The organism is Thermus igniterrae ATCC 700962 (assembly GCF_000376265.1).
Taxonomy (GTDB): Bacteria; Deinococcota; Deinococci; order Deinococcales; family Thermaceae; genus Thermus; species Thermus igniterrae.
Genome location: NZ_AQWU01000052.1, coordinates 1 through 20,486 on the forward strand (window position 1 = coordinate 1; position 20,486 = coordinate 20,486).

A 20,486-nucleotide genomic window follows, 5' to 3' on the forward strand; every position below is an offset into this window, starting at 1 on the left:
GGCCTCTGGCCCCTCCTGGACCTGGACCTGGCCTTGGGGGAGGGCACGGGGGCGGTCCTGGCCATGCCCCTCCTGCGGGCCGCGGCCCGCATCCTCCACATGGCCACCTTTGCCGAGGCCGGGGTTTCCGGCCCTATTTAGGCCCATGCTCCGCCTCCTGCGGCTGGCCCTGGCCCTCCTCACCGTTTTCCCCTTAGCCCCCAAGGAAGCCTCTTTGGAGGACTTCCCCCGGAGCACGGCCTTCTTCCCCCTGGTGGGCTACCTCCTGGGCCTCCCCCTGGCCCTCCTGGCCCTCCTGCCCCTTCCCGAGGGGCTTCTGGCCGCCCTCCTTTTGGCCCTCCTCCTGGGCCTCACGGGCTTTCTCCACCTGGATGGCCTCCTGGACGCTGCCGATGCCCTCTTGGGCGCAAGGCCCCGGGAGGAGCGGCTCCGCATCCTCAAGGACCCCCACCTGGGCCCCTTCGCCTTCGGCGTGGGGGGGGTCTACCTCCTCCTCCTCTGGCAGGGGCTGGCCCTGGCCCTGGACCCCCTCTTCCTCCTCCTCCTTCCCGGCTTTGGCCGCTTCGCCTGCCTCCCCTTCCTGCGGCGCTACCCCCTTTTGGGTCCGGGCATGGCCGCCCTCATACGGGGGGGCCCTCTCCTCCTCCCCTCCCTCCTGGCCCTGCCCTTTTTCCTCCTCTTTCCCCTGCCCGCCCTCCTCGGCCTCCTGGCCGCCTACGGCGTGGCCCGGCTGGCCCTGGCCCGCCTGGGGGGGCTAAACGGGGACATCCTGGGGGCCATGATCGCCCTGGGGGAGCTGGCCGCCCTGCTAGGCTACGCTCTATGGAGGCACCTAGGCGGGTAAGGCCCTACGGGAAACCTGAGGGGGAGCGGCGGGGCCTCCTCCTGGTCTACACCGGGGAGGGCAAGGGGAAGAGCACCGCGGCCTTCGGCCTGGCCCTCCGGGCCCACGGGCGGGGGCTGAGGGTGCGCGTCTTCCAGTTCCTCAAGCACCAGGGGGCCCGCTTTGGGGAGCACCGGGCCCTGGAGGCCCTGGGCATCCCCATAGAGGGCCTGGGGGACGGGTTTACCTGGAGAAGCCGGGACCTGGAGGCCTCGGCCCAGCTGGCCCGGGAGGGGTGGGAGCGGGCCAAGGAGGCCCTCCTCTCCGGGGCGTGGGACCTCCTGGTGCTGGACGAGGCCACCTACCCCTTGCGCTACGGCTGGATTGCCCTCGAGGACTTCCTGGGAGCCCTCAGGGCCCGCCCCCGGCATGTGCACGTGGTGGTGACGGGAAGGGGTGCCCCCGAGGCCCTCTTGGAGCTGGCGGACACGGTGACGGAGATGCGCAAGCTCAAGCACGCCTTTGACCAGGGAGTCCCCGCCCAGCGGGGCATTGAGCACTGATGCGCTATCCCATCACCCCCGATGGGCGCTACTTCGTGGCCAAGGGGAGGCTCTGGCGTTGCACGGACCCAAGCCTCCCCCCGGAGGAACGAACACGCTGGGTGAAGGCCCTGATGCAGGCCCGGCGGGCGGTGCGGGAGGCCAAAAGGCGGGGGGACCTCGAGGCCCTTAAGGAAGCCCGCCGGCGGGTGGACGAGGCCAAGCGGGCCCTGGGGGAGCGGGGGCCCCCCTGGTGGGGGAAGGGGCCGGACTACACGGGGAAGCGGGTGGAAAACACCCCCTATCGGGACGGGTACCTTAGCCTGAGGAAGGATGCGGATCCCTAGGCTCCTCCTGGCCGCCCCCCACTCGGGGGCGGGGAAGACCACGGTGGCCCTGGCCCTCCTCCAGCGCCTGCGGGCCCTGGGCCTAAGGGTCCAGCCCTTCAAGGTGGGCCCCGACTACATAGACCCCACCCATCTGGAGCGGGCCGCGGGCCGGAGGCCCTACAACCTGGATGGCTTCTTCCTCAGCGAGGAGGGCCTGCTCTCCCTCTTCCAACACGGGGCCCGGGGGGCGGACCTGGCCCTGGTGGAGGGGGTCATGGGCCTCTTTGACGGCAAGGACCCCCTGGGGCGGGTGGGCTCCACCGCCCAGGTGGCCGTCCTCCTCCGGGCCCCCGTGGTCCTGGTGGTGGATGCCTGGGGCATGGCGGGTTCCATTGCCCCCTTGGTCCAGGGTTTCCGGGGCTTCCGCCCCGGGGTGGAGGTGGTGGGGGTGGTGGCCAACCGGGTGGGCTCGGAGCGCCACGCGGAGGTTCTGCAGGAGGCCCTTTCTGCCATCGGCCTTCCCCTCCTGGGTTGGCTCCCCCGGGACCCCACCCTGGAGGTGCCCGAGCGGCACCTGGGCCTGGTGCTGGCCGGGGAGGTGGAACCTCCCCTGGAGGCCTTAGGGCAGGCTGGGGCGTGGGACCTGGAGGCCCTTCTCCGGCTGGCGGAGGAAGCCCCGCCCCTGCCCTCCGTCCCTCCCTTCCTGCCCGAGCCCCGCCCTTCCCGGGTGCGCATCGCCTACGCCTGGGACCAGGCCTTCCGCTTCTACTACCCCGAGGCCCTGGAGCTCCTCGAGGCCCTGGGGGCCGAGCTCATCCCCTTCAGCCCCCTGCACGATGAGGCCCTCCCCCAGGCTCAGGGCCTCCTCCTGGGGGGCGGCTACCCCGAGCTCTTGGCCCGGGAGCTCTCGGAGAACCGCGCCATGCGGGAGGCCATTCGCGGTTTCCCCGGGCCCGTGGTGGCCGAGTGCGGGGGGTACATGTACCTGGCCCAGGGCCTTTGGGTAGGGGAGGCTTTTTACCCCATGGCGGGGCGGGTCCCCGGGGAGGCCCGCATGGCGGAAAGGCCTGTGCTGGGCTACCGGGAGGTGGTGGCCCTGCGGGATGGCCCTGTGGCCAGGAAAGGCGAGGTCTATAGGGGCCACGAGTTCCACTACGCCCACCTACCCCCCTCCCCAAGCCCCGCCTGGCGGCAGGCCGGTGGGGAAGAGGTGGAGGGGTACACGGACGGCCGGGTCCTGGCCAGCTTCATCCACCTCTACCTACCCGCCCAGCCCCAGGGAGCAAGGAGGTTTCTGGCCCTGGCTGAGCGGGCTGGGTTTGGAAGGCTCTGATCTCCCGTAGCGGGCCCTCCGCTTGGGGGTGCCTGCTCTGCGGGCCCATTCAGAGGGGTGCGCCTTGACCCCAGGCCCAACCTGTGGTACCCTCTCCTCCAGGACGCCCAACACTTAGGGTGTCCTGGCCGCGATGCCAGGCCGACAGGTCTGGACGCCCCGCTGAGGGGCGGTGGGGGAAGTCCGGTGAAAGTCCGGCGCTGTCCCGCAACGGTAACGGGCCCCGTGCCCGAAGCCCGAGTACCCGCTTCGCGGTCATGCCCCGTAGCCCTCGAGGCAAGGGTGAAGGTGGTGATGCCTGTGGGACCTTGATTTGCTTCTTTCCCAGAAAAATCGCAGACCCGGGTACGCCTGGGTCCGGAGACTTAGGCTCTAGGCCCGTCTGATTGCGCTCTGAAGGCGCGATGAGGGAGGTTTAACGTGCGGGAGACCCGCATGGTCTACCCCGTTTTTCCTGGGGAAAGCAACCACTACGGAACCCTTTTCGGCGGCACCGCCATGGCCTGGATGGATCAGGCGGCCTTTGTGGCTGCCACCCGGCATGCCCGGCGCAAGGTGGTCACGGTGCACTCGGACGCGGTGGACTTTCGGCGGCCTGTGCCCGTGGGCTCCATCGTGGAGCTGGTGGCCCGGGTGGTGGAGGTGGGGCGCACCTCCATGCGGGTGGAGGTGGAAATGTGGGTGGAGCCCGTGGAGGAGGGCAAGGAGCCCTACTTGGCGGCGCGGGGCGGCTTCGTGCTGGTGGCCCTGGACCCCATGGGGCGGCCGACCCCCGTCCCCCCTTTGGAGGGCGGCCATGCAGGTTAGGACCCTGGCCTACGGCCTTCCCCGGCTGGGGCCCAACCGGGAGTACAAGAGCCTGCTGGAGGGCTTCTGGGGGGGACGGATGGACCGGGAGGCCTTCCTGCAGGGCCTGGAGAGCCTGGAGGCCCTGCGGCTTGCGGCCTACGGGGCCCATGTGGACTTCTACCCCGTGGGGGAGATGAGCCTTTACGACCCCCTCCTGGATCTGGCGGTCATGGTCGGGGTCTACCCCGTGGACCCCCAGGACCTCGAGGCCTACTACCGCCTGCCCCTGCGCAAGTGGTTTGTCCAGCGCACCGGCCGCCCGTCAGGATCCCCGCTTCCTCGAGGCCCTCTCCGACCTGGAGGTGGACGTAGGACCGGGGGCCTTCGACGTCCACACCCCTCTCCTCCTCACCCCCGGGGAAATCCAGGCTCGTCTCCAGGCCTATGCCCAACACATCCCCCCTCGCCGCCTTTGGGTCAACCCCGACTGCGGGCTCAAGACCCGGCGCTGGGAGGAGGTGGCCGCGGCCCGGGCCCTGCGGGCCCAATGGGAGGGAAGGGATGCTGAGGGAGCCTAGGTCCCACTACCGGCCCTACCAGTACCCCGGGTTCCTCCGCTTCCGGGACGCCATCCGCCACAGCTACTGGGTGCACACGGAGTTCAGCTTCGCCGCCGACCTCCAGGACTACGCCCTTTCGGGGGAGGAGGTCCGTTCCCTGGTGCGCCGGGCCCTTTTGGCCATCGCCCAGGTGGAGCTCTCCGTGAAGCTCTTCTGGGCCCGGGTTTATGAGGTCTTCCCCAAGCCCGAGGTGGCCGAGGTGGGCATGACCTTTGCGGAAAGCGAGGTACGCCACGCCAACGCCTACGCCCACCTTCTGGACCTCCTTTCCCTGGAAGCCCTATTTCCCAAAGCCCTGGAGGAACCAGCCCTGAAGGACCGGCAACACCTCCTCTCCCAGGTGCTCCAGCGCTCCCGCCAGCAGGAACCCAGGGACTACGCCATGGCCCTCCTCCTCTTCTCCGCCTTCACCGAGCACATCTCCCTCTTCTCCCAGTTCTACGCCCTCATGGCCCTGAACCGCAGGGAAGGCCTCTTCAAGGGCATCTCCAACGCCATAGAGGCCACCAGCAAGGAGGAGAACATCCACGGGCTCTTCGGGGTGGAGCTTTTGCGCCTCTGGCGGGAGGAGGAGCCCCACCTCTTCGGCCAGGCCTTCGCCGAGGAGGCCCTGCGCTTTGCCCAGGAGTTCTATCGGGCCGAGGAGGCCCTCCTGGAATGGATTTTCGCCGGGGGGGAGCCCAAGGCGGTGGGCTTCGCTGAGACCCGGGAATTTCTTAAGAGCCGCTACAACCAAGTTCTGGCCCTCCACGGGCTACCCGAGCCCTTTCGGGTGGACAGTGACCTCCTCAGGGACACGGAGTGGTTCCAGCTGGAACTCCTGGCCGACAAGGAGGTGGACTTCTTCAACAAGCGGAGCGTGGCCTATGCCCGCAGGGTGCAGGGCTACGATCCGGAGGACCTTTTCTAGGGGGAAGCATGCTTCGCACGAAGGAGCGCACATACCAACCCTGGTACTGGGTTAACGAGTGGACGCGGCTCTACATGCGTCGGGGCTACCTCCTCCCCGGGGTGACGGTGGAGGAGCGGGTGCGGCAGATCGCCGACCGGGCCGAGGCCCTCACGGGGATCGAGGGTTTCTCCCAGAAGTTCCAGGCTTACATGGCCCGGGGGTGGTACTCCCTGGCCACCCCCATCTGGGCCAACTACGGTCTCAGGCGGGGCCTGCCCATCTCCTGCTACGGTACCTACGTGGAGGATGACACCGCCTCCATCCTGAAGGCGGTGGCGGAGATCGGCATGATGAGCAAGCAGGGTGGGGGCACTTCCGTCTACCTGGGGTCCCTCAGGCCCCGGGGAGCCCCCATCCGGGACAACGGGGAGAGCAACGGCTCCTATGCCTTCGCCTCCCTCTTTGACCGGGTTATAGAGGTCTTCAACCAGGGCTCTACCCGCCGGGGCCAGTGCGCCGCCTACCTCCCCATAGAGCACCCGGACTTCTGGGAGTGGCTCCGCATACAGCGGGAGAACTCGGAGGTCCAGTCCCTCTTCTGGGGGGTTTCCGTGGGGGATGAGTGGCTTGAGGCCATGGTGGCTGGGGACCGGGAGAAGCGGGAGCGCTGGGCGGCGGTTTTGAAGAGTCGGGCGGAGGTGGGCATTCCCTACCTCTTCTTCCGGGACAACGCCAACCGCCAGGCCCCTGAGGTGTTCAAGCGGCTCGGGAAGACCATTTGGGCCAGCAACCTCTGCACCGAGATCATGCTCCCTTCGGATCCCGAGGAAAGCTTTGTCTGTTGCCTCTCCTCCCTCAACCTCCTCCACTTTGACGAGTGGAAGGACACCGATGCGGTGGAGACCCTTACCATCTTCCTGGACTCCGTCCTGGACGACTTCATAGCGAAGGCGGAAGGCATCCCCTACCTGGAGCGAGCCGTGCGCTTTGCCCGGCGCTACCGGGCCATTGGGATCGGAGTTTTGGGCTGGCACAGCTACCTACAGTCCAAGGGAATTCCCTTGGAGAGCACGGAGGCCCTCCTTCTCAACAACCTCATTTTTAAGACCATCCGAGAAAAGGCAGAGCTGGCCTCCAGATGGCTCAGGGAGCGCCACCCCGAGGACGAGCTGGCCGAGGTCATGGAGCGGCGCAACGCCACCCTGCTGGCGGTGGCCCCCACCAAGTCCAGCGCCTTCATCCTGGGCCAGGTCTCCCCCTCCGTAGAGCCCTACATGAGCAACTACTACCTCAAGGACCTGCAGAAGGCCCGGGTGCCCTTCAAGAACCCCTTTCTGGAGGAGCTCCTTCGGGAAAAGGGCAAAGATGAGGAAAAGGTGTGGCAAAGCATCCTGGAGCATAACGGCTCCGTGCAGCACCTGGACTTCCTCAGCGAGGAGGAGAAGGCGGTCTTCAAGACCTTCGCCGAGGTTTCCCAAAAGACCCTGGTGAACCTGGCGGCGGGGCGGCAGCGGTACATTGACCAGGGCCAGTCCCTGAACCTGGTGATTCACCCGGAGGCCCCACCCAAGGATGTGAACGAGCTCGTTCTCCACGCCTGGCGCTCGGGGCTTAAGGCCCTCTACTACCAGTTCAGCCAGAGTGCGGCCCAGGCCTACAGCCGCGACCTCCTCCTTTCCTGCCGGGCCTGTGAAGGGTAGGCCGCGGGTCGGGCCCGGGTTTTGTCAGGGAAGCTAGGGTTTGGGGCTAGTAGGGGCCCCAGGCAAGGGCCTGGGGCCCTTTCGGGAGCCCTGGAGCATGCTGATGGGGCAGAAAGCTGCTAGTCCCATAATTGGGAATTGGGCCTTGCAGGAGCGATGGAAGGCCTATAAGAGGCGCAAGACGGTGGGCTTCTACGGGCAAAAGCGCCATCTGCTGAAGGTACGAGCCTAGCTACTCCAGTACAAGGGCATCCACCAGGACCCGAACGTTTTGGGCCTTGCCCACTCCCATGCGGCCAAGGGAGTGCTGGATGCGGGCTGAGCGCAGTTTCTGGCCATCCTCGCCTACAAAGCGGAGGCTCACCGCGTAAGCGGTAGCGTTCTGGCTGGTAGGCAGGTCATCGGATTTGACCCTAGGCGCATGAGCCAGGGCTACTCCGTATGCAGCCACTAGGATAAGAGGCCTCTATGAATCAGGGAGTACGCCTGCTCCGGGTGTGGGACGCCCTTTCACCGGGATGTGGCCGCGGTGGGAAATGTCCTGGCAAGGGTTCAGGCGGAGCCTTCGGCTATGGGCTCGGCGCTGGCCGCTCCCTAATGACCGAGAAGCCTCGGGCTGAAGCTCGAGGAGTCGTCACGGAATCGCTAGAGCAGCATAGATAAAATCACCGTATGGAAGCCCATGGTCGCTTGGCTCAAGCCTTGAAGCTCTTTGCCGATGCCATGAAGCCTTTCCTCTTGGAAACGCTAAAGCACGCCCATGGGGAGGGGCGGGGCTGGGTGGAGGCCTATCTGGCTTCCTTGAGTGAAAGCCGTCGCGAGCTGGTTCTGGAAGAAATGAAGCGGGGCCGGTTAGCCGAGGAAACCTTGGACCTAAACCACTTTAAGGACATCATGTTGGGACAAAAAGAAGTCCTTCGGGAACGCTTTGGCCGCAACTACAACCGGGCCGTTACCTGGGCCGATGAGATCAGCGAGGTACGCAACAAGTGGGCTCACCAGGAGTTCATTCCCGAAGAGGATGTAAACCGCGCCATGGACAACATGGTCCGGCTCCTGAAGCTCATTGGGGCTGAGGAGACGGCCCTTCAGGTTCGGGGTTTGATGGCGGAATTCGTACCCAAGGCCTCTCAAGGAGGCTTACCCCCTTGGTGGAAGCTGGCCCAACCCGATGAGGCCATACGGCGAGGAGATTTTGACGAGAATACCTTTGCCGCCAAGCTGGACGACGTGGTGGCCGGTTGGGCTCCTGCAGAATACCAGGAGGCCCGGCGGTTTTTCCAAAAGACTTATCTCACCCGTGAGCTCAAGGCTATCCTCAAGGACACCCTGCGGCGGATTGTGGGGTTGGGTGGCGAAGCAGTGGTGCAGCTCCGCACCCCTTTCGGCGGCGGCAAGACCCATGCCCTTATCGCCCTTTACCATCTGTTTCGGGCTCCTGAGGATCTCCTGGGGTTGGCCGAGGTCCGGGCCCTTGTGGAGGAATCTGGTGTGGGTGAAGTGCCCCAAGCACGGGTGGCGGTGCTGGTGGGTACGGCCCTTTCGGCCCAGGGACGCAAAGTGGACGGACTTCATCTTCGCACCCTTTGGGGGGAGCTGGCCTATGGCCTTGGGGGTAAGGCCGGCTATGAGTGGCTTCGGACTGCAGATGAAGCCCTGACCTCTCCCGGCAAGCAGGCTCTGGCCGAGTTTCTAAAGGCCCATAGCCCTGCCCTCATCCTCATGGACGAGATTCTGGTTTATCAGGTTAAAGCCGCTTCGGTGAGGGTAGGGGAGACCACCCTTCAGGCCCAGACCTTTGCCTTTTTGCAGGAACTGAGCGAGGTGGTGGGTAGCCTGCCCCAGGTGGCCCTGGTCACCACTTTTCCCGAGTCCCACCTGGAGTACTACGATCACCACGAGGCTCCCCAGGTTTTTGCCCGCCTGGAGAAGATCTTTGGCCGGGTCCAGGCGGTGCGCATGCCGGTGCAAGGGGAGGAGATTTATGAGGTCCTTCGGAGGCGGTTGTTTGAGCAGATAGACGGCGAAGGGGCCAAGAGGGTGGTGGCTGCCTACATGGAAACCTACGAGGCCTACAGGAATGAGCTGCCCCCAGAGGTGCGTAGCGGAGAATATGCCCGCAAGATGCTCAAGGCTTTTCCCTTTCACCCCCAGTTGGTGGATGTGCTTTATGAGCGCTGGGGCACACTACAGAACTTTCAGCGTACCCGGGGAGTGCTGCGCCTTTTGGCCCGGGTGGTGGAGGCCGAGTACCTAAACCCTGGGGCCCGGCCCCTCATTGGGCTAGGGGATGTGGCCCTGGCCAACCCGGACCTGCGGGCCACGGTGGATAGCGTTTTGGGCGAGGCCAATTGGGAGTCGGTGCTGGCCTCCGACATCATCCCCCCCGATGGCAAGGCCTACCGGTTGGATCGGGAGCAGGGGGGTGAGTACGCCCGTCACCGCTTGGCTCAGTCCTTGGCCACCGCCATCTTCATGTACTCCCATTCCGGCGGGGCCCAACAAGGTGCCACCCGCCCCCAGCTCAACCTGGCTCTGACTTACCCTGAAGGGATCACGCCCCTTCTGGTTGGGGACGCCTTGGGTCACCTGGAAAAGCGGCTTTACTACCTTTACGCCAACGGGGGATGGTCCTTTAAAGCCCAGCCCAATCTGAATGCGGTGCTGGCCGACCGGATGGCCCAGGTGCGGGAGGAGGCCATTGAGGAACGTATTCGGGTTCAGGTGGAGGAGGTGGTGGGTAAGGGGCCTTTTAGGGTGTACGTCTGGCCCCAAGACCACCGGGAGGTGCCAGACCAGCCCCACCTTAAGCTAATCCTCCTGGGACCTGAAGCCTTCCATGACGACCAGGCGGCTTTGGAACGCACCTACCGGATGCTTCAGGACAACCACGCCTCTGGGCCAAGAATTTACAAGAATACCACCCTTTACCTGGCCATGGCTCGGGCTCCCTACCTGCGGGCCCAGGAGGCTGCCCGCAAGCTTTTGGCCCTCGAGGACATCCATGCCGACCGGGGCCTCATACTTTCCGAAGACCAGAGGGCCGAGCTGGCCCTTCGCCTCAAAGAGGCCCGTGAGGCCCTACCGGCCCTGGTCAAGGCCAGCTACACAGGAATGCTGGAACCCATGGACGCTAAGGGGAGCTACCGCTTCTTTGACCTCTCCCCCCATGCCAAAACCCAACCCACCCTCCAGGAGGCGGTGGAGAAGGTCCTGAGGGACGAGGACCACCTCTTAAGCCGTCTGGATCCTACGTATTTGCTCCAAAGCGGGCTCTGGCCTGAGGGTGAACCCTATCTGAGTCTGAGGGATTTGCGGGAGCATTTCCTGCGCCTACCCCACCTTCCCTTTTTAGAAAAAGAAGAGGCTTTGAAGGAGGCCGTGGTGCAGGGGGTGCGCATCCATCTCTTTGAACTTGGGGTAAGACGGGATGGGGGGTTTGCCCAGGTCTGGGATGCGCAGAACCCCCCTCGTCCGGAAGAGGTCTTTTTTAGCGAGGCTTACCTGCTGGCGAGGCCTGGGGTTCTGCCCAGGCCTGAGGCTACCCAAGCCAAAGAGCCCCAGCCTTCTCCCGTTCCCCAGGTGGTAGGGAAACCAGCTCCAACGCCCCCGCCTTCCCCACGCCTCAAGGTGAGACAGGTTCGGGTTGTTCTGGACCCCTTGGAGCTTAAGCGGGTTCCCATCCTGGTGGACCTGGCTAAAGCCCTCCAGGACGCTGGGGGCCAGGTGCGGTTGCGGGTGGAGGTTTGGGCGGAAAACCCCACTGGTTTGAACGAAACCCTTCTCTCTACCTCTGCACGGGAAATCCTGGACCAGTACGGATTTGACTACACTTGGGAGGAGGAGTAAGCCGTGGATGGGCAGGCCCTTTTGGACCAGGTGGTGGAAGCTCCCTTCTGGCCCGAACCGGTGCGGGTCTTGCGGATTGATCCCGAGGGGGGCCGCTTCCACCTGGTAGCTGAAGGGCTGGAAAGCCAAAAGGTTTACCGTCTCCTTCTAGACGAGGAGAAGGTGGCCCAGCTTCTGGGGAGCCTCGGGGCCAAGGCGCCCCCCTTCGCGGGGGATGGCGAGCTCCTGGCTCTGGGGGTGGAAGCCCGGCGCATCCGGCTTGGCTACCTCTTTGACCCCTTCTTTGCCGTTTCGGCCAGCCGCATAGACCCCCTGCCCCACCAGCTCGAGGCCGTGTATGGGGTCCTCCTCAAGAAGCCCCGGGTGCGCTTTCTCCTGGCCGACGACCCTGGCGCGGGCAAGACCATCATGGCTGGGCTTCTCCTGAAGGAGCTCAAGTACCGCGGGGTGGTTTCCCGAACCCTCGTCGTGGTGCCGGCCAACCTTACCGACCAGTGGCGCCGGGAGCTCAAGGAGAAGTTCGGGGAAACCTTTGAGGTGATGAACCGCGAGGGGGTGGGGGCCCTGTACGGGGAAAACCCTTGGCTCAGGCGTAGCCAGGTCATCACCAGCCTTGACTTTGCCAAGCGGGAGGAAAACCTCCGCCTCTTGGAGCAGGCCCACTGGGACCTGGTGGTGGTGGACGAGGCCCACAAGCTTTCAGCCACCCGGTATGGCCTGGAGGTGAAGAAATCCCAGCGTTACCGCCTGGGCGAGGTCCTCTCCCGCCAGAGCACCCACATGCTCTTCCTCACCGCCACCCCCCACCAGGGGGACGAGGAGAAGTTCCGTCTCCTTCTGGACCTTCTGGAACCCCAGCTTTTCGCCAACACGGCCCTTCTGCAGGAAGCCGCCCAGAGGGGGGAGAACCCCATCCTGCTCCGCCGCCTCAAGGAGGACATGACCGATTTTGAGGGCAAGCCCCTTTTCCCGCCCCGCTACGTGCATACCTTGGCCTTCCGGCTCTCCCCCAGCGAGGAGATGCTCTACCAGGAGGTGAGTGATTACGTGGCGCGGCACTTCAGGCGGGCCTGGGACCAGGGGCGGCGCAATGTGGGCTTGGCCATGGCGGTCTTGCAGCGGCGGCTGGCCAGCAGCACCTACGCCATAGCCCAAAGCCTGGAGAACCGCCGGAAGCGGCTGGCTGCTTTGCGGGAGCAGGTGCTTAAGCTACAGGAAAACTCCCAAGGCGAGCTTGGCGAGGAGGAGCTGGAGGAGCTGCCCGAGGCGGAGCGCTGGAAGCTGGAGGACGAGCTGGTCGAGCGCCTTACCCTGGCCCGGAACTTGCCCGAGCTGGAGGAGGAGCTGGCCCAGCTCGAGGCCCTGGCCAAGAAAGCCCGAACCCTGGCCCGGTTGGAGGACGACCGCAAGCTGCAAAAGCTTCTTGAGGTGCTACATAGCCTCCAGGGGGAAAAGCTACTGGTTTTTACCGAGCACAAGGCCACGCTGGAGTTTTTGGTGGGGGTCCTACGGAAGCGGGGCTATGCTGTGACCTCCATGGACGGCTCCATGAGCCTCGAGGAGCGGGTCCAGCGGGAGCGGGAGTTCCGCGATAGGGCCCAGGTCATGGTGGCCACGGAGGCCGCGGGGGAGGGTATCAACCTGCAGTTTTGCGCAGTGATGGTCAACTACGACCTCCCCTGGAACCCCACCCGCCTGGAGCAACGCATGGGCCGGGTACACCGCTACGGTCAGCGCTACGACGTGCACGTCTACAACCTGGTGGCGGAGAACACCCGCGAGGGCAAGGTGCTCCAGGTGGTGCTGGACAAGCTGGAGGCCATGCGGGCTCAGATGGGCTCGGACCGGGTCTACGACGTGGTGGGAGAACTTCTGGCGGACGTGAACCTCGAGGACCTAATCCTGGCCCACCTGGCTGGCCGCAAAACCCTGGAGGAGATCCGGGCCATGGTGGAGGCCCGGCTTTCCCCTGAGCGGCTGGAGTTCATCCGCAGGGTTACCCTCGAGGCCCTGGCCAAGAGGGAGCTGGACCTTTCCCGCCTTCGCCAGGAAAAAGCCCGTTCGGAGGAGCACCGCCTGCAGCCCGAGTACATCCAGCGCTTCTTCGTGCGGGCCTTGGGCCGCCTGGGGGGGAGTGTCCAGCGGCGAGGGGATGGCCTGTTCCGGGTGAGCGTGCCTCACCACCTCCTGCGCAAGCAGCCTGGGGTATTGGTCCGGGAGTATCCCCGGGTTGTCTTTGACCCCAGGGCCCGCCTCGAGGCGGAACTTATCGCCCCGGGCCACCCCCTCTTTGACCAGGTACTGGAAGAGATTCTGGCTCAGTCGGCCCCGGTTCTGCGCCAGGGTGCTACCTTCCTCTATGACGGTGAGCGGGAAGGAGTGCTGGGCTACCTGGAGCTGGCCGTAGTGGATGGACTGGGCCAGACAGTAGCCCGGCGCCTTTTCGCTCTCCTGATGGACGGGGAAAGGGTCTGGCAGGTACCTCCCGAGCTTTTGGTGGATGCCGAGCCCACCATACCTCCCCAACATCCTCTGCCTTCCCCCAAGGAGGTGGAAGGAAGGTTCCTTGAATGGGCTTACCAGCACCTTGTGGATGCTTTTTTTCAAAGCGTGCTGGCGGAGCGGACCCAGGAGGTGGAGATCCGGCGCAAATATGCGCAAAAGAGCCTGGAGTTTCTCATTGCCGAATCCGCCAAAAAGCTCACGGAGTACAAGTTAAAAGGAGACGAGGCCATGCGCCTCGCCATCCAGCAGGAGGAGCGCCGCTTAAGGGAGCTGGAGGAGCGGCAAAGAACCCTGGAAATGGATCTGAAAAAAGCCCTATCCCTGAACCCTGAACCCGCTCAGGTGGTAGCCCTGGCCTACCTGTACCCCCGTTCCCTGGGTTTACCCGACGAAGAAGACCCTGAGGTGCGCCAGCGCGTGGAGGAAGCGGCCATGCAGGTGGCCATGGCCTACGAGCGCAAGGAGGGGCGGAACCCGGTAGATGTGAGCCAGGAGAACCTGGGCTATGACCTTCGGTCTGAGGGGCGCTTTATAGAGGTCAAAGGCCGGGCCGGGGTGGGGCCGGTGGTGCTCACCCCCAACGAGTGGATTGCCGCCCGGCGGCTTGGGGCCCGGTACTGGCTTTACATCGTGACGGGGGCCCTCACCAGTCCACGCCTGCACTTGATCCAAGACCCGGCGGCCAGGCTCAAGCCGGGGGAGGAGGTGCAGGTGGTGCGGTATGTGGTAGACCAGGAGGAGTGGCAGCGACATGCGGAGGTTGTTAGATGAGTTCTCTTAAAACTATGAACCCTGAGCGCCGCCTAATAGAACATCGTCTACCCCTCAAGGAAATCTCGGAAGCCTCGGCCCGGGAAAAGTCCATCCGCCACGGGCATATCTCCACCCTGCACATCTGGTGGGCCCGGCGCCCGCTGGCGGCAAGCCGGGCCGCGGTGTTTGCCACGCTGGTGCCCGACACCGACGAGAACTACGAGCTGGTTAAGAGGATTGTTCCCTGGGAGGCAGTTAAAGACGGCAACAACCCGGACATCCTGGAAGCCCGCCGTAGGGTGCTGGAGGCCAATGGCGGCCAGCCTCCCAGGGTGCTGGACCCCTTTGCCGGGGGTGGAGCCATTCCCCTCGAGGCCCTGCGCCTGGGTTGCGAGACCTACGCCCTGGACCTGAACCCCGTGGCCTACCTGATTCTGAAGGCTACCCTCGAGTACCCCCAGAAGTACGGCCAGCCCGAAAGCCGTCCCGTGCCGGAGTACATCCGGCAAAGGGATAGGGAAGCCTGGTCTCAGGAAAAGCAGAGGCCCCTCCTTTCTGGAGAGGGGGAGTGGGTGCAGTCCTACCGCAAGAACCCCCTGGCCACCGAGGTGCGCTACTGGGGCGAGTGGGTGCTGGAGCGGGCCAGGGCCGAGCTGGCCGAGTTTTATCCCCAAGACCCCGATGGCAAGACCCCCGTGGCCTACCTCTGGGCCCGCACCGTTACCTGCACCAACCCCGCCTGCCGCGCCGAGGTGCCCCTGGTGCGCCAGTGGTGGCTGGCCAAGAAGGACAAAAAGCGCATTGCCCTAAGGCCGCTGGTCAATGAGGCCACCAAGACCATCTCCTTTGCGGTGGAGGAGGTGGGAAAGGGCGAGGAGTGGCCAGAAAAGGGCACCATTGAGCGGGGTGATGCCACCTGCTTGGTTTGTGGTTCGGCGATTCCTTCATCCGAGATCCAGCATCAGGCTAGAGAAAAACGGTGGAAAGAGCGACTTTTGGCGGTCATTCTGGGTAGCCAGGATGAAAACGGTAAGACATACCGACCAGCCACATCAGATGATGAGGCTTCTTTTGAAAAAGCCAGGTTGAAGCTGGATGAGCTCAAGCATGGGGAGAATCTATTTAGCGAGCTTCCTTTGATTCCCGATGAGCCCATTCCTTACGAGCCTCGAGCCTTCACGCCTTGTATCTATGGTTTTGAGCAATGGGGCCAGCTCTTCAACCCCCGCCAGGCCCTGGCCCTGGTCACCTTTGCCAAGTGGGTGCGCGAGGCCCATGCCGAGATGTTGCGGCGGGGGATGGAGGAGGAGTGGGCTCGAGGGGTGGCGACATACTTGGCTTTCAGCTTAGACAAGGTTGTTGACTATTGTTCTTCTTTGTGTCGCTGGGGCAATGATGATGAAGGTGTTACAAACACCTTTGGTAGACAAGCGCTTCCCATGGTTTGGGATTATGCCGAAACTAATCCGATAGGTCTACTTACCGGCAGCTATTCATGGGCACTGGTGTACGAAGTCAAGGTAATTGAACATGTTAGTGGATGGGAGGGGCCTTGTACTGCCCACCGCTCCACTGCCACCCGCCTTCCCTTCCCAGACGGCTTCTTTGACGCCATCATCACCGACCCCCCCTACTACGACGCCGTGCCCTATGCCGACCTTTCGGATTTCTTCTACGTTTGGCTCAAGCGCACGGTGGGCCACCTTTACCCCGAGCACTTCCGCACCCCCCTCACCCCCAAAAGCCAGGAAGCGGTGCAGAACCCGGTGCGCCACGGGGGCGACAACCAAAAGGCCAAGCAGTTCTTTGAGGACATGATGCGCCAGGCCTTCCAGGAGATGCACCGGGTGCTCAAGCCCGGGGGCGAGGCCACCATCGTATTCGCCCACAAGAGCACCGAGGCCTGGGAGACCCTCATCAGCGCCCTCATCCGGGCGGGGTTTCAGGTACAAACTTCCTGGCCGTTGCATACAGAAAGTAGGGGTCGATTGAGAGCACATAAAGCCGCGGCGCTGGCCTCTTCCACCTTCCTGAACTGCACCAAGCGCTCGGGGGGTGGCGTCGGCTTCTTCGCCGATGTGCGCCGCGAGATGCAAGAGGCCATCCGCCCCCGGCTTCAGGAGTTCTGGGAGGCGGGCATTCGCGGGGCCGACTTCTTCATGTCGGCCATTGGGCCGGGGCTGGAGGCCTACAGCCGCTACGACCTGGTCAAGCGGGCCGATGGCCGCCAGGTGGGGGTGGGCGAGTTTCTGGACGAGGTGCGCCGCATCGTGCTGGAGTTTGCCCTGGAGCAGGTTTTGGGGGCAAAGGCCATGGGCGGGGTGGACGGGCCCACCCAGTTTGCCCTCCTGGCCCTCTGGGCCTATGGCACCGAGCTTCCTTCCGACGAGGCCCGCAAGCTGGCCCAGAGCGTGGGGGTAGAGCTTGCTGAGCTCGGTAGCCTGGTGCAGCAAAAGGGGGAGAAGACCTTTGTGCGCCTTTCCGCCGAGCGGGCCAAGGATAAGCGCTTGGGAAGGCCAGCAGAGGGCCCCGCGTCCGGCCAGGAGCGTGTGCCCATGATAGACGCCCTCCACCGCACCCTGCTCCTCCGCCGCGAGGGCAAACAGGCCATAGCCGACTACCTGGAGGAGGTGGGCTACCTGGAAAGCGAGGTGTTTTGGCAGGTGGCCCAAGCCCTGGCGGAGGTCCTCGAGGGCACTGAGGAAAGCCGCGCTCTCAAGGAACTTCTGGCGGTGCGCCAGGGGTTGCCCAAGCCTGGGAGGTCGCGGCTTTTCTAGGGGGTGAACTTTGCGGAGACCACGCTCACAAGCCGTTTTAATCGTGAAATTTTTAACAAAAGGCTGACCACCCGAACCCTAAGGGTAAAGCTCCCGCACCTCCCCCTCCAGAGCCTCCAGCTCCACCACCGGCAGGCGGCACACCCCCTGCCGGCAGAGGTAGGCCCTGCCGGGCTCCCGGCCCTCGAGGGCCGGCAAGGCCCCCGCCGGCCCCACGACCAGCTGGGTGAGGGGAAGGTACATCCCCTTGGCGCCCTCGAGGAGAGGGGAGGGAAGGGGCAGGGCCAGCTCAGAGCCCTCCCGGAGGAGCCGCCGCACCAGGAGGAAGCCCGGCAGGGCATGGGGGTAGCGCTCCAGCCAAAGGGCGCTCCCCTCCAGAAGGGCCTCCGCCCTCTGCCGGTAGTCCCCGCCGAAGATGGCCCCCAGACGCCAGAAGGCCTCCGCCAGGGCGCTGGCCCCAGAGGGGACCGCCCCCTCCTCCACCTCCCGGGCGGGCAGGGGCAGGGAGGGAGCCTCCCCCGTGCCGAAGGCCTCCCAGGCGGCCTCGGCCAGGCGCCTGGCCCAGTCCAGGTAGGGCCACTCGTGGGTGGCGGTGTAGAGCTCCAAAAGGGCCAGGGCGGTGAAGCTCTGGTCAGCCAGGAAGGCCTCCTGGCCGAGCCTTCCCTCCCGCCAGGCATGGCGCACCAGCCCGTCCCGCCACATCCCCCGGAGGAGGAACTGGGCCCCCCTGCGGGCCGCCTCCAGGTACCGCCTTTCCCCCAGCAGCCTCCCCGCCTCGGCCAGGGCCCGCACCGCCAGGGCCGAGGTGTCCGCCAGCACCTTGTCGTCCAGGGCCGGGGGCACCCGCCGCCTGCGGGCAGCCAGGAGCCGCCCCCGCACCGCCTCGCGCCAGGGGGCAAACCCCTCCCCCAGGGCCTCCCGCACGGCCTCCTCCCCCCAGGCGGTGAGGACGCTCCTTTCCCCCAGGTCCGGCCCCAGGGCAAAAAAGCGCTGGGCCAGGGGAAAAGCTTCCCCCAAAACGGCCCTTAGCTCGGCCTCCGTCCAGGTGTAGTACCGCCCCTCCTCCCCTTCGCTTTCCGCGTCCAGGGCGGTGTAGAAGCCCCCCTCCCGGTGCTGCATGGAGAGGAGCCAGTCCAGGGTCTCCCGGGCCACCCGCAGGAAGAGTCCCTCACGGAAGAGCTGGTAGGCTCCCAGGTAGACCCGGGCCAGCAGGGCGTTGTCGTAGAGCATCTTCTCAAAGTGGGGCACACGCCAGAAGCGATCGGTGGCGTAGCGGTGGAAGCCCCCGCCCACCTGGTCGTAGATGCCCCCCAGGGCCATGCCCCGGAGCGTGGGGCGCAACAGCTCCCCGGCCCCCTCCACCCCCCGCCAGGCCAGGGCCAGGAGGTAGAGGAGGAGGGGGCCCTGGGGGAACTTGGGGGCGGGGAGGAAACCGCCCCACTGGGGGTCAAAGGTACGCCGGAGAGCCTCCAGGGCCTTTTCCTCCGCCTCCTCCGGCACGGGACCCGGGGGCGGGGTGAGGCTCCGCCAGAGGGCCTTAGCCAGGCCTTCGGCCTCCCGCTCCAAGGCCTCCCGCTCCTCCCGCCAGGCCCGGGCCACGGCCTTGAGGACCCGCAGGAAGCCGGGGAGGCCGTTCCGGTCCTCCTTAGGGAAGTAGGTGCCGCCGAAGAAGGGCTTGCCCTCGGGGGTGAGGAAGAGGCTCATGGGCCATCCCCCCTGGCCGGTGAGGCTCTGGAGGGCCCGCATGTAGGCGGCGTCCACGTCGGGCCGCTCCTCCCGGTCCACCTTCACCGGCACGAAGTGGGCGTTGAGGAGGGCGGCCACCTCGAGGTCCTGAAAGCTCTCCCGGTGCATCACGTGGCACCAGTGGCAGGCGCTGTAGCCCACGGAGAGGAAGAGGGGCTTGTCCTCCTCCCTGGCCTTGCGGAAGGCCTCCTCCCCGAAGGGGTACCAGTCCACGGGGTCCTGGGCGTGGGCCAGGAGGTAGGGGCTCAGGGCGTCTTTGAGGCGGTTGGCCATCCCCCTAAGGCTAGCCCGCCCCCCTTTTGCCGGGACCCATCCTCCTTACAATGGGGGGCATGGTGCCGGCGGTGGACGAGCCGACCCTCAGGGCCTGGCTTCAGGAGGACCTGGGGCCGGGCGACCTGACCAGCCTCCTCACCGTGCCCGAGGGGCTACAGGGGGAGGCCCTGATCCTGGCCAAGGAGGAGGGCGTGGTGGCCGGCCTGCCCCTGGCGGAGCGGGTCTTCCGCCTGGCGGACCCCCGCGTGGGCTTCACCCCCCTGGTGGCCGAGGGGGCCCGGGTGGCCCGGGGGGAGGCCCTGGCCCGGCTGGAGGGCCCCCTGCGGGGCATCCTGGCGGGGGAGAGGCTGGCCCTGAACCTCCTGCAGCGGCTTTCCGGCATCGCCACCCTCACCCGGGCCTATGTGGAGGCCCTGGAGGGCACGAAGACCCGGGTCCTGGACACCCGCAAGACCACCCCCGGCCTCAGGGCCCTGGAGAAGTACGCGGTGCGGGTGGGGGGCGGGCAGAACCACCGCTTCGGCCTCTTTGACGGCATCCTCATCAAGGAGAACCACGTGCGGGCCGCAGGGGGTGTGGGGGAGGCGGTGCGCCGGGCCAAGGCCGGGGCCCCCCACTACCTCAAGGTGGAGGTGGAGGTGACGAGCCTCGAGGAGCTGGAGGAGGCCCTGGCCGCGGGGGCCGACCTCATCCTCCTGGACAACTTTCCCCTCGAGGCCCTCCGGGAGGCGGTGGCCCGGGTGGGGGGGAGGGTGCCCCTGGAGGCCAGCGGCAACATGACCCTGGAGCGGGCCCGCCTGGCGGCGGAGGCGGGGGTGGACTACGTGAGCGTGGGGGCCCTCACCCACTCCGCCAGGGCCCTGGACCTCTCCCTCCTGGTGGTGGCGCCATGATGGCAGAACCTGCTACCATGATGGTATGGTGCGCACCCAGGTCCAGCTCACGGAGGAGCAGGCAGCCCGCCTCAAGCGCCTGGCCCAGGAGGAGGGGGTCTCCCAGGCGGAGTTGGTGCGGCGGGCGGTGGAGCGCTTTTTGCAGGAGGAGGCCAACGGGGGCTTTGCCGAGCGGGCCCGCCGGGCCCTGGCGGCCGTGGGACGGTTTGCCTCGGGGGAGAAGGACGTGAGCCAGGCCCACGACCGCTACCTGGAGGAGGCCTTTGGCGGTCTTCGTTGACACCTCGGCCCTCTACGCCCTCCTGGACCGGGACGACGAGAAGCACCCCGAGGCGGCGGAGACCTTGAGAAGGCTTCTGGCGGACCAGGAGCGCCTCCTTACCCACACCTACGTGGTGGTGGAAAGCGCCGCCCTGGTGCAGCGGCGCCTGGGGCCGGAGGCGGTCCGGGCCCTTTGCGGCGACCTCCTGGGGGTGGTGCGCACCCTGCCCGTGGACGAGGCCCTCCACCAGGAGGCCCTCACCGCCCTTCTGGCCTCGGGCCGCAAGGACGTGAGCCTGGTGGACTGGACGAGCTTTCTCTTCATGCGCCGGCACGGCCTGAGGAAGGCCTTTGCCTTTGACGCCCACTTTTGGGAACAGGGCTTTGCCCAAGCTTAG

At 65.9% G+C, this 20,486-nt stretch carries 16 protein-coding genes, 1 pseudogene and 1 riboswitch; of the genes and pseudogenes, 16 read left to right on the plus strand and 1 reads right to left on the minus strand.

Annotated features, from left to right (window positions below; translation table 11 throughout):
• The 13 genes and pseudogenes from B128_RS12640 to B128_RS0103830 form a co-directional block, all read left to right on the plus strand.
• On the plus strand, positions 1-141 hold a 141-nt coding region (locus B128_RS12640), incomplete at its 5' end, for a nicotinate-nucleotide--dimethylbenzimidazole phosphoribosyltransferase (protein ID WP_211207073.1).
• A 4-nt stretch (positions 142-145) separates the two neighbouring features.
• A complete protein-coding gene (locus tag B128_RS0103785) occupies positions 146-844 on the plus strand; it encodes an adenosylcobinamide-GDP ribazoletransferase (protein WP_018110944.1) in 699 nt (232 codons plus the stop codon).
• Positions 823-1,386 carry a cob(I)yrinic acid a,c-diamide adenosyltransferase gene (gene cobO / locus B128_RS0103790; RefSeq protein ID WP_018110945.1) on the plus strand — a complete coding sequence of 188 codons (564 nt, stop codon included), beginning with the start codon at positions 823-825 and terminating at the stop codon, positions 1,384-1,386. The genes B128_RS0103785 and cobO overlap by 22 nt, the downstream gene beginning before the upstream one ends.
• On the plus strand, positions 1,386-1,712 hold the full coding sequence (locus B128_RS0103795) for a hypothetical protein (protein ID WP_018110946.1): 327 nt from the start codon (positions 1,386-1,388) through the stop codon (positions 1,710-1,712). Before cobO ends, B128_RS0103795 begins: the two co-directional genes overlap by 1 nt.
• Entirely contained in the window at positions 1,699-3,027 is a 1,329-nt protein-coding gene (locus B128_RS0103800; protein ID WP_018110947.1) for a cobyrinic acid a,c-diamide synthase CobB, read from the plus strand. The genes B128_RS0103795 and B128_RS0103800 overlap by 14 nt, the downstream gene beginning before the upstream one ends.
• Positions 3,028-3,176: 149 nt before the next feature.
• A riboswitch (adenosylcobalamin (AdoCbl) riboswitch) is annotated at positions 3,177-3,321 on the plus strand.
• 141 nt (positions 3,322-3,462) lie between these two features.
• Positions 3,463-3,834 (plus strand): acyl-CoA thioesterase, encoded by a 372-nt coding sequence (locus tag B128_RS0103805; protein WP_018110948.1) that lies wholly within the window; start codon positions 3,463-3,465, stop codon positions 3,832-3,834.
• Positions 3,824-4,054: pseudogene (locus B128_RS13120) on the plus strand (5-methyltetrahydropteroyltriglutamate--homocysteine S-methyltransferase); the annotation flags it as partial. The gene B128_RS0103805 and the pseudogene B128_RS13120, both read left to right, overlap by 11 nt.
• 61 nt (positions 4,055-4,115) lie before the next feature.
• Positions 4,116-4,394 carry a hypothetical protein gene (locus tag B128_RS13125; protein WP_245537219.1) on the plus strand — a complete coding sequence of 93 codons (279 nt, stop codon included), beginning with the start codon at positions 4,116-4,118 and terminating at the stop codon, positions 4,392-4,394.
• A complete protein-coding gene (locus B128_RS0103810) occupies positions 4,378-5,346 on the plus strand; it encodes a ribonucleotide-diphosphate reductase subunit beta (RefSeq protein WP_018110949.1) in 969 nt (322 codons plus the stop codon). Before B128_RS13125 ends, B128_RS0103810 begins: the two co-directional genes overlap by 17 nt.
• A gap of 8 nt (positions 5,347-5,354) precedes the next feature.
• Positions 5,355-7,028 carry a ribonucleoside-diphosphate reductase subunit alpha gene (locus tag B128_RS0103815; protein WP_018110950.1) on the plus strand — a complete coding sequence of 558 codons (1,674 nt, stop codon included), beginning with the start codon at positions 5,355-5,357 and terminating at the stop codon, positions 7,026-7,028.
• Positions 7,029-7,700: 672 nt separating this feature from the next.
• Positions 7,701-10,877: a DUF499 domain-containing protein gene (locus tag B128_RS0103820; RefSeq protein ID WP_083922075.1), complete on the plus strand. Its 3,177-nt coding sequence runs from the start codon at positions 7,701-7,703 to the stop codon at positions 10,875-10,877.
• Between the two features lie 3 nt (positions 10,878-10,880).
• Positions 10,881-14,153, plus strand: a complete 3,273-nt coding sequence (locus B128_RS0103825; RefSeq protein WP_018110953.1) for a helicase-related protein — start codon at positions 10,881-10,883, stop codon at positions 14,151-14,153.
• Positions 14,150-16,912, plus strand: coding sequence for a DUF1156 domain-containing protein (locus B128_RS0103830; protein WP_211207072.1), 2,763 nt, complete (start codon positions 14,150-14,152; stop codon positions 16,910-16,912). Before B128_RS0103825 ends, B128_RS0103830 begins: the two co-directional genes overlap by 4 nt.
• 78 nt (positions 16,913-16,990) lie before the next feature.
• Here the strand turns inward: B128_RS0103830 and B128_RS0103835 are convergent, their stop codons facing one another.
• Entirely contained in the window at positions 16,991-18,931 is a 1,941-nt protein-coding gene (locus tag B128_RS0103835; RefSeq protein WP_018110955.1) for a thioredoxin domain-containing protein, read from the minus strand.
• A gap of 59 nt (positions 18,932-18,990) precedes the next feature.
• Here B128_RS0103835 and nadC point away from each other — a divergent pair, with 59 nt between their 5' ends.
• Genes nadC through B128_RS0103850 form a run of 3 tightly spaced genes read left to right on the plus strand, consistent with a single transcriptional unit; the run spans position 18,991 to position 20,486 of the window.
• A complete protein-coding gene (nadC, locus tag B128_RS0103840) occupies positions 18,991-19,827 on the plus strand; it encodes a carboxylating nicotinate-nucleotide diphosphorylase (protein WP_018110956.1) in 837 nt (278 codons plus the stop codon).
• Between the two features lie 25 nt (positions 19,828-19,852).
• Positions 19,853-20,107: a ribbon-helix-helix domain-containing protein gene (locus B128_RS0103845; RefSeq protein WP_018110957.1), complete on the plus strand. Its 255-nt coding sequence runs from the start codon at positions 19,853-19,855 to the stop codon at positions 20,105-20,107.
• Entirely contained in the window at positions 20,091-20,486 is a 396-nt protein-coding gene (locus B128_RS0103850) for a type II toxin-antitoxin system VapC family toxin (protein WP_018110958.1), read from the plus strand. Before B128_RS0103845 ends, B128_RS0103850 begins: the two co-directional genes overlap by 17 nt.

Coding starts and splice junctions, on each gene's coding strand:
- B128_RS0103785 (WP_018110944.1), top strand. CDS start 146: ATGCTCCGCCTCCTGCGGCTGGCCCTGGCCCTCCTCACCGTTTTCCCC.
- cobO (WP_018110945.1), top strand. CDS start 823: ATGGAGGCACCTAGGCGGGTAAGGCCCTACGGGAAACCTGAGGGGGAG.
- B128_RS0103795 (WP_018110946.1), top strand. CDS start 1,386: ATGCGCTATCCCATCACCCCCGATGGGCGCTACTTCGTGGCCAAGGGG.
- B128_RS0103800 (WP_018110947.1), top strand. CDS start 1,699: ATGCGGATCCCTAGGCTCCTCCTGGCCGCCCCCCACTCGGGGGCGGGG.
- B128_RS0103805 (WP_018110948.1), top strand. CDS start 3,463: ATGGTCTACCCCGTTTTTCCTGGGGAAAGCAACCACTACGGAACCCTT.
- B128_RS0103810 (WP_018110949.1), top strand. CDS start 4,378: ATGCTGAGGGAGCCTAGGTCCCACTACCGGCCCTACCAGTACCCCGGG.
- B128_RS0103815 (WP_018110950.1), top strand. CDS start 5,355: ATGCTTCGCACGAAGGAGCGCACATACCAACCCTGGTACTGGGTTAAC.
- B128_RS0103820 (WP_083922075.1), top strand. CDS start 7,701: ATGGAAGCCCATGGTCGCTTGGCTCAAGCCTTGAAGCTCTTTGCCGAT.
- B128_RS0103830 (WP_211207072.1), top strand. CDS start 14,150: ATGAGTTCTCTTAAAACTATGAACCCTGAGCGCCGCCTAATAGAACAT.
- B128_RS0103835 (WP_018110955.1), bottom strand. CDS start 18,931: ATGGCCAACCGCCTCAAAGACGCCCTGAGCCCCTACCTCCTGGCCCAC.
- nadC (WP_018110956.1), top strand. CDS start 18,991: ATGGTGCCGGCGGTGGACGAGCCGACCCTCAGGGCCTGGCTTCAGGAG.
- B128_RS0103845 (WP_018110957.1), top strand. CDS start 19,853: ATGGTGCGCACCCAGGTCCAGCTCACGGAGGAGCAGGCAGCCCGCCTC.